7 protein-coding genes are annotated in these 16,418 nt (G+C 51.2%); 2 read left to right on the top strand and 5 right to left on the bottom strand.

The annotated features are described in order from the left end of the window. Positions 1–141: 141 nt before the first annotated feature. The 5 genes from ABXJ76_RS18065 to ABXJ76_RS18045 all read right to left on the bottom strand — a co-directional run bounded on the left by ABXJ76_RS18065 (position 142) and on the right by ABXJ76_RS18045 (position 12,653). Complete coding sequence (locus ABXJ76_RS18065) at positions 142–8,679, bottom strand: GH36-type glycosyl hydrolase domain-containing protein (RefSeq protein WP_432742614.1); 8,538 nt, start codon at positions 8,677–8,679, stop codon at positions 142–144. A 674-nt stretch (positions 8,680–9,353) separates the two neighbouring features. Further along, the gene (locus ABXJ76_RS18060; protein ID WP_432742612.1) at positions 9,354–10,697 is read right to left on the bottom strand and encodes a L,D-transpeptidase family protein; all 1,344 of its coding nucleotides are present in this window, start codon (positions 10,695–10,697) and stop codon (positions 9,354–9,356) included. Positions 10,698–10,839: 142 nt separating this feature from the next. Beyond that, a complete protein-coding gene (locus ABXJ76_RS18055) occupies positions 10,840–11,196 on the bottom strand; it encodes a DUF4870 family protein (RefSeq protein ID WP_432742610.1) in 357 nt (118 codons plus the stop codon). 125 nt (positions 11,197–11,321) lie between these two features. Continuing rightward, positions 11,322–11,795: a DUF1348 family protein gene (locus ABXJ76_RS18050; RefSeq protein ID WP_432742608.1), complete on the bottom strand. Its 474-nt coding sequence runs from the start codon at positions 11,793–11,795 to the stop codon at positions 11,322–11,324. A 48-nt stretch (positions 11,796–11,843) separates the two neighbouring features. Further along, positions 11,844–12,653: a sulfite exporter TauE/SafE family protein gene (locus ABXJ76_RS18045; RefSeq protein WP_432742606.1), complete on the bottom strand. Its 810-nt coding sequence runs from the start codon at positions 12,651–12,653 to the stop codon at positions 11,844–11,846. A 155-nt stretch (positions 12,654–12,808) separates the two neighbouring features. Here ABXJ76_RS18045 and ABXJ76_RS18040 point away from each other — a divergent pair, with 155 nt between their 5' ends. Beyond that, positions 12,809–13,255, top strand: a complete 447-nt coding sequence (locus tag ABXJ76_RS18040) for a nucleoside deaminase (RefSeq protein WP_432742604.1) — start codon at positions 12,809–12,811, stop codon at positions 13,253–13,255. A 131-nt stretch (positions 13,256–13,386) separates the two neighbouring features. After that, complete coding sequence (locus ABXJ76_RS18035; RefSeq protein WP_432742603.1) at positions 13,387–16,194, top strand: class I adenylate cyclase; 2,808 nt, start codon at positions 13,387–13,389, stop codon at positions 16,192–16,194. The last annotated feature ends 224 nt before the right edge of the window (positions 16,195–16,418 follow it).

Here is a 16,418-nt window from a genome sequence, read left to right as displayed (position 1 = left end):
AAGTGTTGTAGGAGCGGGCCGTGCCCGCGACATTTGGGCTGCGATTGCAGAATTGCAGCTGCTTCATCGCGGGTACGGCCCGCTCCTACGACGTTATTGTGCTTAACTTAATGGCAGTGACGCGCTGTGTGGGAACGGTAATCACCCCATCAGCACCAACACCTGATGGTTCTGTCCATCGTTCAGCAGCGGGATACCCTCACCCTCTGCTTGCGCTACGCCGTCCAACTCAATCGACACGATGCCCTTCGACACTCCGTCGGGATTGTTGACGGTAATTTCATAGCCGGTTTCTTCATGCTGATAGCTTAAGCGGTAACTGCGCCACTCACGCGGAATACATGGATTGAAATGCATGTTGCCGGCGCGGATATTCAGGCCCAACAGCCATTCCAGACCGGCACGGTAAAACCATCCCGCAGCGCCGGTGTACCAAGTCCAACCGCCGCGCCTCGCGTGAGGCGGTACCGCATAGATATCGGCCGCTAGCACATAAGGCTCGACTTTATAGGCATAGACGCCGGTCCGGTTAGCGGTGCGATTGATCGGATTCAGCATGTGCAGAAGATCGGTCGCCTGATCGCCGTCGCCGAGCATCGCATAAGCGATAACGCACCAGATCGCCGCATGGGTATATTGTCCGCCATTTTCCCGTACGCCCGGTAAATAGCCTTTGATATAACCGGGGTCCAGCAGGGTCTTATCGAAAGGCGGCGTGAACAGCAACACCAGATCGTCGCCATAGCGTATCAGATATTCACGAACCGAATTCATCGCCAGCCGCGCCCGTTCGGGGTCGGCGGCGCCGGAAATAACGGCCCAGCTTTGCGCCAGCGAGTCGATGCGACATTCGGCGTTGGCCGCAGACCCCAGCGGCGTGCCGTCATCGTAATAGGCGCGCTTGTACCAAGACACATCCCAGCCTTCCGCTTCCACTGCGACTCTTAGCTTGGCAGCGTGTTCGCGCCAGCGTGCGGCGTGCTCGGTGTCTCCGCGCACTTGGGCCAGATCGGCAAACTCCGTCAACGTAGCTATCAGGAACCAGGCGAGCCAGACGCTCTCGCCTTTACCCAGATGACCCACGCGGTTCATGCCGTCATTCCAATCGCCGCTGCCCATCAGCGGCAGACCGTGTGCGCCGACTTGTAAGCTCAAATCCAGCGTCCGCGCACAGTGCTCAAACAGGCTGGCTTGCAGCTCCGATTGCGTCGGCTCGAAATAGGCATCTTCCTGTTCCGGCATGAGTATAGGCCCTTCCAGGAACGGCATTATTTCGTCGAGTACCGCGCTGTCGCCACTCACCTTGACATAGTGGGATGTCACATAAGGCAGCCAGACAAGGTCATCGGAAAAATGGGTGCGCACACCGCGATTGGAAGGCGGGTGCCACCAATGCTGCACATCGCCCTCGACAAACTGATGCGTCGCCGCACGGAGGATATGAGCGCGGGCAAGATCGGGCCGGGCTACCGCAAGCGCCATGCTGTCTTGTAATTGATCGCGAAAACCGAAAGCCCCGCCTGCCTGATAAAATGCGGCTCGCGCCCACATTCGACAACTCAGGGTCTGGTACAGCAGCCAACCGTTCAGCATCAAGTCCAAGCCTCTGTCCGGCGTTTTTACCTGAATTTTTCTGAGTGTCTTGGACCATAATTGTTTCACCTCAACGAAAGTTTTTTGCATATCCGCAGACCGATAACGCGTGATCAGTTCGCGAACATGGTCGCGGTCATTGCCTTGCCCCAACAGAAAAACGATTTCGATGCATTGATCGCTTGCCAGTTCTATCGGCGTCGTTAATGCCGCGCACGGATCAAGACCTGCGCCAACGCGGTGTTTAAGCGCTTTGGCTAGGCTCAAGGCCAGCGGCGCATCCAGGCTGCCGTTACGGCCGATAAATTCGGTTCTATTGCACGTCCAGGTAGGTTGCAGGCCGACCATATCGACAAAAGCAATGCGCCGGCCAAAATCCATATCCAAGCGGTTGTAAGCAAACAGGGCGCCGGTCGCCTGATCCAATTCGGTAACAATATAAGGCGCGGTGCTGGTTCGAGAAGCGCCGAGCACCCATTCCACATAGGCGGTAACCGACAGTTTACGCGGGCGACCGGACGTGTTTTTCAAGGTCAGAACCGAAATTTTAACCGGATCGTCCGGACTGACGAATTGCAGCAGCTCGCTATGGATACCGTGAGAGGCATGCTCGAAACGACTGTAGCCCTGGCCGTGGCGAATCACATAACGGGCATTATCCACTCGAATCGGTAACGCTGTCGGATTCCACAAATCGCCGGTTTCGACATCTTGCAGATAAAATATTTCGCCGGGCGGATCGCTGACCGGATCGTTCGACCACGGGGTCAACTGGTTCATCCGGCTGTTAAGGCTCCAGGTACAGCCACTGCCCAGCTCCGAGACCGTAAAGCCGAATTCGGCGTTGGCGATCACGTTAATCCAGGGTGCCGGCGTCCATTGCCCGTTACCCAGCACGATCGCATATTCGCGCCCGCCGTCGGCAAAGCCGCCCAGCCCGTTAAAATATTCGAGCTCTGTAGGCGCGATTAACGGTCCACTGCTGTCAACGCCGGATGCTGCCAAGGCTTTGCTTGGGATAAACTCCGGCGTTGGTTTAGGATGCCGCATCAATTGCTCGGCCAAGGTGCCGCGGCTACTCAAAAGCACCACGCGAGCCGAGGATTTCAACAGCACACGCTCTTCCTCTGAGATCTGATCGGCCCGCAGCACAAAAATCTCTCCCTGCCCGTCGCATTCATGAATCGCGGTAAACGCTTGAGTTTCGCGAACCATACTTTCCAATAAGGTCTGCAATTCATTGGCATAGGTAATTTCTTTGTCATTCAAAATCACCAGATCGACCGATAAACGCTTCATGCGCCAATACTCGTAGGCGCGCAATAACTGATCGGCAATAGCCCGGTCATCGGTTGACATTACCCGCAGCAATACTAGCGGACGGTCACCGGAAATACCGAATCGCCATAAACCGGTGACATTTAACCGGTTCAGCTGCATAAGCTTGCTGCTCGCTCGCAGCCAAGGATCGGCATACAGCAAGCGATTGGCCAGGGATTGAAATAACTGGGCTTCGTCAGGCTTGATGCGCAGATGCCGCAATTGGATGTGCGCATGGGTCCAGGCAAGATTGGAAACCCGGTCAAATGTAGCCGCGTTGTGATACTTGTCGGCTAACTCTTCAACGGCTTGCCGTGACGGTGCAACCAAGGTGGTAAAGGTCACATGAACCGTCGCGCCCGCTTCGATGCTGACCCGAGTACGCAAACTGAAAATCGGATCAAGCACTGCGCCGACCGTATTGCTGAGCGGACGACCGTCGATCACGGCCGCAGGTGCGCGCAATGTTTGACCGCGACCGCAAAATTTTGCCCGGTCGGTTTCATATTGAACGCCTTCACCGATGTCGCTACACGCCAGCACATGAGCCGCCCAAATTTGAGGGTCATGTGCTGCCCGAGGCCGCCGTTGCGCAATGAGTGCGCATGCCTGCGGCAGGAACTCGGTTTGGATGAACAAATTGGAAAATGCGGGATGAGCGCTATCGGCCAGAGGTGGCGCCAGCACAATTTCCGAGTAGGAAGTCAGCTCAATTTCCCGGGTATGCGAGCCGTTATTGGTCAAGCTTAAACACCTGATTTCTGCGTCATCCTCCGGCGACACAATGATTTCCAAGTGACTGGCTATAGCGCCGTCTTCGCGAGAGATGCGCACCCGGTCTTCGAGAAAAACTACCGCGTATTGATCCGGAACCGCCGCCGTCGGTTGGTATCCGGCAGACCAAATCCTGCCGCTAGCCATATCGCGCAAATAGACATAACTGCCCCAGCAGTCGCGCGTCACATCCTCGCGCCAGCGGGTTACCGCCAGCTTTTTACAAACACTGTAGCCGGAACCGGCGGCGGTGACCATCACCCCGTAACGGCCATTGGAAAGCAACTGCGCTGAGGGTACGAGAGACATCGGCGAAGGCTCGCGGCGCACTGACGGTTGTACTATTTCTTTGACTTCAGCCTCCGCTTGGGTAAAGTCAGGAATGCCGCTGTCAGAACCCTGCGGAACCCGTTCCTGCAATAACATTTCAGCGCCCTGAATCATCGGGGTACGATGGAAACGGCGGCGCATGACCGCGTCAAGCATGACATTAGCCAAAGCCACCAACGACATGCCTTGATGATGCGCCATATAGCAGCGCACAAACGCTACCTTTTGGTTTTCCGCCAGTCGCGTCGGCGTGAAATCGAGCGCCTCGAAAAAGCCGTAACGCCCCAAAGCGCCCAGTTGTTCCAGACGCTCGAAATTCATCGCCGCCGCATGCGTGTGGTACATCGCCGCCAAGGCTGTGGCATAAGGAGCGATGACCAGATCAAAGGCGAGTCCCCGTTTCATCCCCAGACCGGGTACGCCGAAAGCGGAATACTGGTAAGTGAACCAACGGTCGCGACCGTTAAATGCCGATTCGGAGACGCCCCACGGCACATTGTGTTCTTCCCCGTATTCAATCTGGCTTTGCACGGACAGACGACAAGTCTGATCGAGCAGGCTGTAGCGCGGCGTATAAGTCACCAGTGACGGCATCAGGTATTCGAACATCGAGCCGGACCAGGACAGCAATACGGTGCCGTTCGCGGTACGTGTCACCCGCCGTCCTAAGTGAAACCAGTGAATACTCGGCACTTCACGCTTGGCGATAGCGATAAGGCTGGTCAGGCGCGCTTCCGAGGCGAGCAGATCGTAATAGCTGTCATCGATAACACCGCTTTCAACGCGGTAGCCAAGCGAAAACAAGTGCCTGTTTTGATCATAGAGAAAACGAAAATCCATGTTGACGAAAAGTTGATGCGCTTGTTCTTCCAGCGCATGTATCCGCCGAACCAGTACTTTCCAGCGTTGCACTTCCGCTTGCGGGTGGTCATCAAGCGGAAGCCCGACAGGTATCGATGAGCCTAGGTTTTCGAGGTCACGTTGATGAGAATGGATGTCATCGTGCAGCATAGTCGCCCATGCCAGCACTTCGCTGTCATCCAGCAGTTCGCCGCGTTCAGCGGCGTAAGTGCGCGCCAAATCCAACAGGTTATCGGCGCATGGCGTGATTAGCCGCCACAAACTTAGCCATTCCGCATGGCCGACAGGACTGTCGGCCAACAAGCCGCCAAGTTTTTCTACTTTTTTCTGCAGTTCTTCCTGCGTCACTATCAGCATACGCTGGTCATCGTTGGTTTTGGCAAGTGCAGATATGAGCAGTCGGTGAGTATCGGCAATACCGTTTAACACGGTGGCAAACGGATACGGTTGCTGCGTCAACTCCTTACATCCCTGCACCAGCACCAGCAGATGTCCTGCCAAATTGCCGCTATCCACGGTCGATACATACCTGGGTTCCAGCGGGTGCAAACTGCGCGTGTCGTACCAGTTATAAAAATGTCCATGCAGTCGCGGCAGTTTGTTTAGCGTGTTTAGGGTTGCCTCCAGCCGGTCAATGGTATCTATAAGCCCTAGCCAGCCAAAATCGTGGGCGGCGAGCACCGATAACAGATAAAGGCCGAAATTTGTCGGCGAACTGCGCTGAGCGATAACCGGATCAGGATCTTCCTGAAAGTTATCCGGCGGCAGATAATTTTCCTGCTCGGTCACGAACGTGGTAAAAAATCGCCAGGTACGTCTGGCGACTTGTCGTAACTGCAAAGCATCCTCAGGAAGTAATGCTTCAGCCTGATCCGGTTTAGGCGGCAGACTCAGGATATGGGCAATGACCGGAGACAATAACCACAACAGCAGGAACGGCGCTGCAAGCTCCATCGACGCGGGATTGAATAACAGCACGACCGAGCCCGCGCAAACGACCACGATAGTCACGCTAATCATGGGCCGAATAAGATTTTTCACCGATTGCCCCGCCGCCGTTTTGGCTTGCAGCGCAGTAACCCAGCTAAGCAATTTTCGTCGGGTGATAAACAGCCGCACCAAGGTGCTGACGATCGCGTCAGTCATCAACGCAGTCTGTTGCGCCAGCAGGGTTAACGAGACCAGGCTATGGCTTATGCCCATGACGACATTTTCTGCGGTGGAACGCAGCTGATTACGCCACGGAATGTCGGCGCGCAGTCTTATTCCGGCGACGATAGCCAGTAAGGCGGGAATACTCAGCGCAACGAATACCATACCCATCAGTATCCATTGTGGCGCGGCTGGAATAGCCCAAGCCGCCAACAGGGTAAAAAAGGCGCCAGGCGCGGAGAAAGTCCGGCGTAAGTTATCGAGCATTTTCCAGCGTCCGATCAGCGGCATACCTTGGCCGAGGGCACCGAAAATCCAGGGCAATAACTGCCAGTCGCCACGCGCCCAGCGGTGCGAGCGAGACGCGGCAACTTCCGTATGCGAAGGAAATTCTTCAAACAACTCAATATCGCTGACAAAGGCACAGCGGGCGAACACGCTCTCAAGCAAGTCGTGACTGAGCAAGGTATTTTCGGGAATGCGTCCGGCCAAAGCGGCTTCAAAGGAATCAACCTCATATAAGCCCTTGCCGCTATAGGTTCCGAGTCCGAACAGGTCCTGATAGACTTCGGACACTGCGGTCGAATAAGCATCCATGCCGCACGCACCGGAAAAAAGTCGATGAAACAACGAGTGTTCCCGCCGGTGGGGCAGGGTCGCTGTCACTCTAGGTTGGAGAATACTGTAGCCGCTGATAATGCAATTCGTGACCGGATCAATGACAGGCCAATTGAGCGGATGTGCGGCTGTACCCACCAATTGACGCACCGAATCGATAGGCAATTTGGTGTCGGCATCCAGGGTTATCACATAACGGACACCCGGAGGAGCAAACGCAGGTTTGCCATGAATCGGCATAAAAGACGTATCGTCTGCACCGCGCAGCAGTCGATTAAATTCATGCAGCTTGCCGCGCTTGCGCTCCCACCCCATCCATTTTTTTTCGCTTGGGTTCCATTTACGTTTGCGGTGATACAGAAAAAACCGCTGTTCTCCATACTTGGCATTAAGCGCATCAAGGGCGGTAATGGCAACGCTCAACAAAAGATCATCTTCAGGCAGGGTTTCCTGATCCGCATCCAGCCAATCGGATAACAGCGCAAAACGAACATCGCCGCCCGGATTGGATAAGTAGTGAACTTCCAATTCATCGAATTGTTTTTTCACGTTCTGTTCGTTGACAAACAGGGTCGGTACCACCACAAAGGTGCGTAAGGCATCAGCAATGCCTTGTTTCAATTCGAGTCTGGGTAAATGGCGTGGCGGCACCACGCTAATAACGAAGCGGTTGACCAAACTCGTGGCAATATCCGAAGCAGGAGATAATGCAAACAGCGCCATCAGGGCAAGCGGCAAGCTGCCTAGTCCAGCCTCAAAAGCGGCGCTCAGAGGCAGGGCCAGCAACATCAGCGTAGCCACAGTGAGACTGCCCAGATACGTATAGGCCGCATGGGCGATATAAATACGCAGTAGTTTCTGGCTGAAAGTAGGACGAAAGCCGACTTCTTGTTCGAATTCGCGCCGACCGGGGCCAATCAAATAATAGCCGGGCTCGAGTATTTGCCGGCCAGCGCCAGATTCTTTATCGACACGATCAATCTTGTCGATGACGTTAGCGGCTATTTCTACCTCGGAATACGACGAACGTTTGGCAAGATCTTCAATCGCATGACGGTAGCGGTCGCGGGTAAGAAAATCCATCGCGTTGTAAGTGGGATGAGTGCGCAGACATTTATCCACCAGACTCGACTCTTCAACAAATTGTGGCCAATCGAACGCCGATATGTCTCGCAGGCTGGTGATGATATTGCGTACGGTCAGATTGGCTGCAATCTGACCGGCGTGTTCACGGTGTACGATTTCATCCAGGGTAACGCCCAGTTCGCTCAGCCACGGATTCAGGAAGTCGAGTGCAGGTGCGGTACCGGGATGCGGTTCGTGCAAGCGCTGTATGATCTGAACCGCAAAGGCCTGGCGCAAAGGCGCGGCGGGTAGTACAGCGGTCTTGGCCGAAAAATCGGGATTGTCGGCTTGATTAATAAAGTCATCAGCCAGCTGTCGCCCGGCTTGTGAGCGCATGACTTTTAATGCCAAGCGGCGCAAATTCTCGATCATCAGGATACGTAGCGTGATCGGTATGGCCCAAAGCTCGCCAATACTGAGCGGCTGAACTTCCTGATAGGCGCTCAGGAAAAGAGTCAGCTGTTCAGGAGAAAAACGACTGTCGGTATGAGCGACCAGCGCCCAGGCAATGCCATAAACACGCGGATAACCGATAAGGAAGCCATCGGTTAACTTGGGTAATTGCCGATAAAACTTTTCAGGCAGGTAGAGGTTGATATTATTGATCTGCTCTTCAACCACATGGTAATTGTCAAGTAGCCATTCTGCGGCCGGTGTAATGGCGCGATGTTCACGCGCCGCCTTACCTGTAGCTTTGTAAGCCTCAAACAACACCCTCGAATTCTCGCGGACTCTTGGCATCAGTTTGAGTCCATCGGGACGGATCTCGGCTTTTTGCGCTTTTGCTAAACTAACGGCATGCTGCGCCAGGCGTTCGTTGCTAAACAACTCAAAGCGTATTGGGTGATCCTCGCCACCGGGGTCAGCAAGCCTTTTTTTTCGTCTATGCTCCTGTAATTTCAGCATTTGTATGCCTCCGCTTAGGTTATCACTGCATCATTTCAGACGCTAAAAAATAGTCTAATCGTAAAACTTAGTGGCGTCGGTACGGTAACGCACGTAAAAATGCGGGGGCTAGTCGAGTGTGAATAAAGCGAACAAAAAGCCTATGTCGCCGTTAGCTGTGGCAGTCTGCTTTCAATGGCTGGCTTGCTGATTTAAGCCGTGACGGTCATTTGAAATTTGATCAAATTTCTTCGCTGGTCTGAAACCTCCCCCTTCAGGGATTATTTGAGTTTGACAACGCTGCACTGGCGTCGTTATCCTTTTTGGTAACCTCCTCGTTCGCGGGGAGGAAAATCCACCGACCTCTATCCGTCGGCGGGTGTCACTCGACGGATGAGGTCGGATGTGGATTGAAACATAGCACTTGAGGATAGACCATTGTGGAGCGATGCCCTCATCGCTCCCGCGTGGGAATGCATACCAGTCGTCCTGAATTTTAGCATCTGGAGTGCAGGCTTCGCCTGCAAGCGCAAGCAAAGCTTGCACTCCCGTTGCAATAAGTCGTAACGATGGAAAACTGTCAAGCTTATTGTGTAGATACCTATGGTTTAAATGTGTAGGCCAATGGCTTATTGATGCAGATTTAGAAAAGCCAGTGAATTGAATGATTCTCAGCGGTAAATAATTTTTTTAGCCTAATTCACCGCAGTCACGCGAGGCTTTACCGGCTCAGCATTAATTTCAAAATCCATTTTGATACGCTTTGCGGCGGCTTTCATTTCCGTTTTATTTTTAAAAGGCCCGGCGATAACTTGATAGGCATCATTTTTTTGGATTTTACGGGCAGGTATGATCGGCCCTTGATGATTCAACATCGTTGCCAGCTGTTGTGCCTGAGTTTCATCATTAAAACTGGCCACCAAAATGGACCAGTCACTGTCTTTTAATGCACCAACAACGGGCTGATCGTAGAACTGCCCGGGATGTTTCAGTTGCACAGCGTTTGCCGAAATTTCCGCCACATCGGCGCTGTTTATCAGTATCGGCGTGGGCACACCATTTGCAAGCTGGAGTATGCGTTCGACTTTATCCCAATCGACTGCCGCATTTTTTTGGTCACTGAGGTCATGCAATTGCTTGAGGAGCTGTTTTTTTAACGGGGCTTTATTTTTTGCCCATTTTGGTAACGGTTCGTGCGCTTCAAGGTAGAGCATGCCCTGATGCCAGGCGGTCAGATAAGGCTGATGCAGTATCCGCACCGGCATGCCGACCGCCGCTTTTTTAAACAGCATTTCAATATCCTCGGGATACATCTGTACACAGCCGTGACTGATCTGCATGCCGATACCGTAAGGCTTGTTGGTGCCGTGGATTAAATAACCGGGAATAGCCAGGCGCATCGCATAAAGCCCCAGCGGGTTATCAGGCCCGGCGCCGACGACCTTAGGCAATGCATCGCCTTTTTTGGCGTGTTCGCGATGAATGGATTCGGGAACGGTCCAGCTTGGATTGGCATTTTTAGCGACGATGCGGGTCAAGCCCATCGGCGTACTCCATCCCTGGCGACCAATGCCGACCGGATAGGTGTAAACCTTGCTCGACTGTTTTTTAGGATAGTAAAACAATCGCATATTCGCCAGATTTAAGGCTATGCCTTGATGAGGCGAATCGGGAAGAATAAATTGTACCGGCAACAAAACCCGACTGCCCGGCGTGGGTGTCCACGGGGATACAGCGGCATTGGCTATGCTGATGTCGTTATAGCCTAGGCCGAAATGACGGGCAATATCCGGCAACGCATCATTCTCGCGGGTGTCGATTGCGGCAATCGTGCCAACCATGTTGTCATCGTCAGTCAGCTCGAATTCGTGGGTGGCTACAGTTTCGGGTTGAGGCTCAGGAAGCTTGATGGCTGCCGTTGTTTCTTGATCAGAGAAAAGTGACGACATAGTCTGACAGCCGCTAAGCAACATTAATCCAAACGCCAGCATAAGCGGCAGGGCTGACTTTTTAATAGTGAAGTTTTCTTGACTAGTCATATACATAAGCTACGCGTAGGGTGACAAACGCCCAGTATAACGAGTGGAATATTAAGAAATGATTAAATACGGGGCAACGAGCGAACCCGAACACGCGATACACTGTAAGGGCGACAGGCCGGTCGCCCTTGCGCAACAGTATTTATTCCTTAACCGCCCGGTCGGCATTTAAAGCAGTCCAGCCGATGACGATTCTGTATACCATCAGTATTAACGTGGCAATCAGAATAAAAAATCCGACACCGAACTCAAAAGTTAATCCAGCCAAGGCGAAACCGGCCAGAGCGATCCAAACGGTTATGATCTGCCAGTCGAAATGGGATTCCAGCCAAGTTCCCTGAACTTCGGCTCGCTTTATAAAGTTGATAACCACTCCTATCAGCAATGGCAACCCGGCAAATGCGAAAGCCAGCACCTGACACAGATAGACGATAGCTGTCAGACGTTTTAATGGCTGTAATTTTTCAGCGTCACTTTGATTGGTTAATTTATCCTTCATAACTCACCCACCTGTTAATTTTTAATGATGACAACCGCGACTAGCGGCGGTCTTTAACGTTTAGATATACGCCTTAATACAGGCAAATCAACTGGCACCGAACTCATTTTATGCTTCAAATAAGCTCAAAAACCCAGTTCGGACAGTCCGGGGCGGTCAGCGGGCCTGATCCCCAACGGCCAATGAAATTTTCGCTCCGCCTCGGCTATCGGCAAGTCGTTGATGCTGGCTATGCGCCGCCTCATCAGGCCATTGTGGTCGAATTCCCAGTTTTCATTGCCGTAAGAGCGAAACCAGTTGCCGGAAGCATCGTGCCATTCATAGGCAAAACGCACGGCAATACGTGCCTCATGAAAAGCCCACAGCTCTTTTATAAGGCGATAATCCAGTTCTTTAGCCCATTTTTGCTGTAGAAATTGCACAATCTGGTCGCGGCCAGTCAGGAACTCGGCACGGTTACGCCATTGGCTATCAATGGTATAAGCCGACGCGATTTTTTCCGGGTCGCGGCTATTCCATGCGTTTTCGGCGGCACGTACTTTTTGCGCTGCCGTTTCGGCAGTGAAGGGCGGCAGGGGTGGACGGATAGTGTCGGTCATGGTCTGATCCTCTTATTGTTCAGCGGAAAATGTAGTTTCTACACATTGTTACTGCAACACAAATTTAAGCCCGATTAATATCAGAATAATCGCCAAAATCGGCCGTAAAATTCTTTCAGGAATTTTGGCACCCAAGTGGCTACCGATCCAGATCCCGGGTAATGAGCCGATCAGCAGACTGCCCAATAAAATCAGATCGACGTTACCTAAACTAAGGTGACCCAATCCAGCGACTGCGGTGAGCGGAATAGCATGAGCCAAATCGGTGCCGACAATTTTCAGCGTGGTCATTCTGGGGTAAAGAAATAACAGCGCGACCGTACCCAGCGCACCGGCGCCCACAGACGACAGCGTCACCAATATGCCCAGCACTGCGCCGATCAATACGGTGGCGGGTATTTGCAGATGCTTGAAGCGTCCGGCATTTTCGGGCGTGCTCTGCTCGTCCTCAATAGGCTTAAGCTTTGCCGCCCGGTTTAATAACACGCTGCGCACGATCAGCGAGAAAGCGGTCAGCAGCAGCGCGACCCCCAAGGTGAAAGTAATCGCCCCCGAAGTTTCCTTGCCGATTGCGCTTAAATGTTTCAGTACAAATAAGGTAGCCACCGCAAAAGGCAGGCTGCCCAGCGCCAACCAACCGACGATTTTCCAATCAACCGAGCTATGTTTATTGTGATGCACCCACACGCCACCGGTTTTAGTGATCGCTGCAAACAAAAGATCGGTACCCACCGCGATAGCAGGCTTAAAGCCAAACAGGAACACCAGTAACGGCGTCATCAATGACCCGCCGCCTACGCCAGTCAATCCGACCAAAATTCCTACGGCAAAACCGGCAACAGAATATCCCCAATTCATCTTACTAACCCTTGTTTTAATGCGTCTAAAAAGCTGCCCATTATAACAGGCGATTTATTTTCTATTAGAGTTGTTGCTCGGTATTTTGTTGGGGTAGCCCGATTCACTGTAGAATCGCTGTCCTGTGCCGATAACCCCACTGTGGAGAACTCTCGATGAACTATGCAAACATGCTGTCAGTGGCGTTTGCCGAAGCGCAAAGCGGCTTTGCTGAAGGCGGCGTACCGGTCGGTGCGGCATTGTTCGATGCTACCGGCAAGCTGCTTGGACGCGGGCGCAATCGCCGGGTGCAGGACAACGATCCGTCCGCCCACGGTGAAACCGATGCCTTTCGTAACGCCGGTCGTCAAACCGATTATCGCGACAAGATTTTAGTGACGACCTTGGCACCTTGCTGGTATTGCTCGGGTTTGATCCGGCAATTTACTATCGGTACCGTCGTGGTCGGAGAGTCGGTCAATTTTGAAGGTCATTTGGATTGGCTCAAAGATGCCGGCGTGAAGGTTATCGAAATGAACGATGCGGATTGTGTCGCGTTGATGCGGCGCTTTATCGAGCAATCGCCGCAGCTTTGGTTTGAAGACATCGGCGAATGCACGTAGTCTCTGCAGATATCTTATTTAAACGCGTTCGTTGATGTTCTCGCCTGACATTATGCTTAATCAGAGCTCGGCTTATCGTTATAATTCAGATAGAAAACCGTAAAAATCTAGCCTATATTTTTATTTTCACCATGATCAAATCTCACCAACAGCCGGTCATCCATTTAGGTTCGCCCGGCGAAGAAATCAGCAGACAAGACCTCCAAACGATAAAAAAACGCTTTAAGCAGCTGAATCAGCTTCGTGCACAGCGTATTCAAGAATTTTTGCAGCCTCGTCAGCGAATATTCTTAGAGTTATTGCCCTTGCTTTTTCATGGTAACTTTGCCATGTTGCCGGGATTTATTTCCTCAACTACCCCCGCAGGTATATCGGAATACAAACCGGATATTCAGACAATAAATGCCGCTAGGCAGTTTGCAAGAAATTTCAATTATAGTTGGGCACCAGCCCATATTTATTCTATTGAAGGGCTGTTTTTAATGGGCAGTGTCGGTAGCGTTGCCTTTTCAAAAACCAGCGATATGGACATCTGGTTATGTCATCAATCCGACTTAGCAACCAGCGCCATTAATGAGCTGCAACAAAAAGCGTCGGCGATAGAAATCTGGGCCGAATCATTAGGGCTGGAAGTCCATTTTTTCCTAATGGACAGTAGACAATTTCGACTCGGCCAAAACACGCCGATTTCTACTGAAAGCAGTGGTCAATCGCAGCATTATCTGCTGCTTGAAGAATTTTACCGAACGGCAATTTATATTGCCGGAAAAAGTCCGGCATGGTGGCTGGTTCCTGCTCATGAAGAAGGCAATTACACTCGCTATATCGAACATCTGACCAGTAATCGCTTCATTCCCGAACATGAGCTTATCGATTTTGGCGGTTTCGAAGCAGTCCCGGCCGAGGAGTTTATCAGCGCAACCCTTTGGCATCTTTATAAAGCCTTACATTCTCCGCACAAGTCGTTATTGAAACTGCTATTAATGGAATGCTATGCCAGCGAATACCCTGTGACCGAATGGCTATGCCGAGACATCAAAAAAGCCGTTTTTCAGGGCACTTTTCTAATAACCGATCTGGATCCGTATTTTCTCATTTATCAGAAAGTCGAAAAATATTTACAAAAAACGCATAGTCACGACAGATTAGCCTTGGCTCGCCAAAATTTTTATTTAAAAGTGATGGGCTCATCCGATAACGCTCTGGATGCATCAATCCGTGCATCCAGAGAGCAATACATCCAGCATATTGCTAAATGCTGGAGTTGGCCCATAACTACGATTGATGGCCTTAAGCATATACGGTCATGGGATATACAAAAAGCCACAGCAGAACATGCCATTATTGTGCAGCAATTGACGCAATGCTACCGCATGATCATGGGTTTCGCCAGGGAGCATGTGAAGCCAAACCAGGAAAATAGCGATGATCTTAAATTGCTAGGCAGGAAGCTGCATTCAGTTTTAGAAAAAAAACCGGGTAAGATTGAAATCATTACCACCCATTCTGAGGTTCACTCAAAAGAAAATGCATTATCTATCGTAGAAAACAGCCCTATAGGCAACAACAGTGGGTGGGCTTTATATCTGAAATACGTGCAGACGGCGACGGCTAAAGATTTTGAGCCGATACAAAAATGCCGGACTTTAATAGAGACGCTTTGCTGGTTGGTCATCAATGGCCTCTATCACAAACATTTGCTGATCAATTTCAGCTCACATTCGCTTAACATGTCGGACCCAGAACTGCGTTCAATCTTGAGGCAGATCAACCTATTTTTAACCCAGAACTTTATTTTCGACGCGCCGCTGGATGTCTACCAAAGCCAAAAGACTCCTCTACATTCCATGATCCTGATCAACATGGGAATCTCAGATAACGAGCGCCTGTGCGTGATGAGTGAGCGCTCTGACCCGCTGAGTTATGGCGTAACCCGACAGTGCTTTATTCAAACCATCAGTCGGGTTTCATTGTCCAGTTGGAGCGAGATTACCACCAGTCATGAGAACGGCTTGGATGGCTTATTTAAGTGTTTAACCGATATCATTAATACCCATCAAAAACCACTGTCTTTGAGCAACGTCAAGTTTGTTTGTCACACGCCGAATCGGGCTAGAGACATTGTCTTCCGCGTTGAGGTGCTTTTTAGCATCTTGGTTAAACTTTTCTCCACGCCGCAGCATAACCTTTCGCCCCGTTATATTTTGCCTGGAGGAACCTCGTTTTATGTCTTTCAGTCGGTGAATAGAACGCTAAATTACAAAGCACTAGCCTCTGAAAAGCTACTGTTAAACGAATTAGCCCGTCCGCAGGAGCAATTTAGCACCCTTCATTTTGACCGCGTGGTTCTCGAAAATACGCCGATCCCGCTTATTTACTCGCTGAATAGGCCGCAAGTCATCCAGCTTTTTTACTATGAATATAATGCCGATATTAGCGTCTATATCGTTGATGAAAAAGGCGCCTTGTATACCCAGCTGCATAGCAAGGCTAGTGCCTGTCATCTGCTAAAACAATACGCCATTTTTTTAGAGTCGATCATCAGTCGCGCCCTGTTTGAAAATTTTTTGAGCCTTGAATATTACGCAATCGAGAAAAGTCCTGACGGCATCTTTTCATCTAATCCGGTGCAACTGAATACAAGCTCTTCAAATCAGGAATTAAACTTACGCATAACGGGGGAAGATACCGACAAGGGCATCTCCTATACCATCTACTGCAATGAAAAAGAGTTCTCTTCGCTGGATCACGGCAATCAAATCTTTTATGCCGCTTATCAACATATACTCCAATTCAGGAACGCTAACAGTCATTATCCCATTCACATCACCGATATAGACTTGCCTCTTTCCGCATTCCGAATCGACAACCCCGAGCAACTACAAACCATCCATTATTTAAACTACAAACAAAAAATTGAAGATAAATTTAATGTGTAACGGCTAATTCACCTGCTTTTGTTGTTTTGGTGCTGAAAAGGTGCGTAGAAAACAACAATTGCACCGGGCTGAGGCAATCCAGGGGCTGAAAAAGTCACTTTCCCCAACGCTGTTTTGCCGTCCCCCGTCCTCTTCGCAGACTAAAAACCTTTGACAGTTATGACCTGTAGAGGCATTTTGGCAGCCGCCTTACGACTTTGCTCGACTAAAAAAGTTTATGGCGT

The organism is Methylobacter arcticus (assembly GCF_050917435.1).
Taxonomy (GTDB): domain Bacteria; phylum Pseudomonadota; class Gammaproteobacteria; order Methylococcales; family Methylomonadaceae; genus Methylobacter_A; species Methylobacter_A titanis.
Note: the sequence above shows the minus strand (reverse complement) of the source record. Positions and strands in the feature narration are given on the sequence as shown.

Coding starts and splice junctions, on each gene's coding strand:
- ABXJ76_RS18065 (WP_432742614.1), bottom strand. CDS start 8,679: ATGCTGAAATTACAGGAGCATAGACGAAAAAAAAGGCTTGCTGACCCC.
- ABXJ76_RS18060 (WP_432742612.1), bottom strand. CDS start 10,697: ATGACTAGTCAAGAAAACTTCACTATTAAAAAGTCAGCCCTGCCGCTT.
- ABXJ76_RS18055 (WP_432742610.1), bottom strand. CDS start 11,196: ATGAAGGATAAATTAACCAATCAAAGTGACGCTGAAAAATTACAGCCA.
- ABXJ76_RS18050 (WP_432742608.1), bottom strand. CDS start 11,795: ATGACCGACACTATCCGTCCACCCCTGCCGCCCTTCACTGCCGAAACG.
- ABXJ76_RS18045 (WP_432742606.1), bottom strand. CDS start 12,653: ATGAATTGGGGATATTCTGTTGCCGGTTTTGCCGTAGGAATTTTGGTC.
- ABXJ76_RS18040 (WP_432742604.1), top strand. CDS start 12,809: ATGAACTATGCAAACATGCTGTCAGTGGCGTTTGCCGAAGCGCAAAGC.
- ABXJ76_RS18035 (WP_432742603.1), top strand. CDS start 13,387: ATGATCAAATCTCACCAACAGCCGGTCATCCATTTAGGTTCGCCCGGC.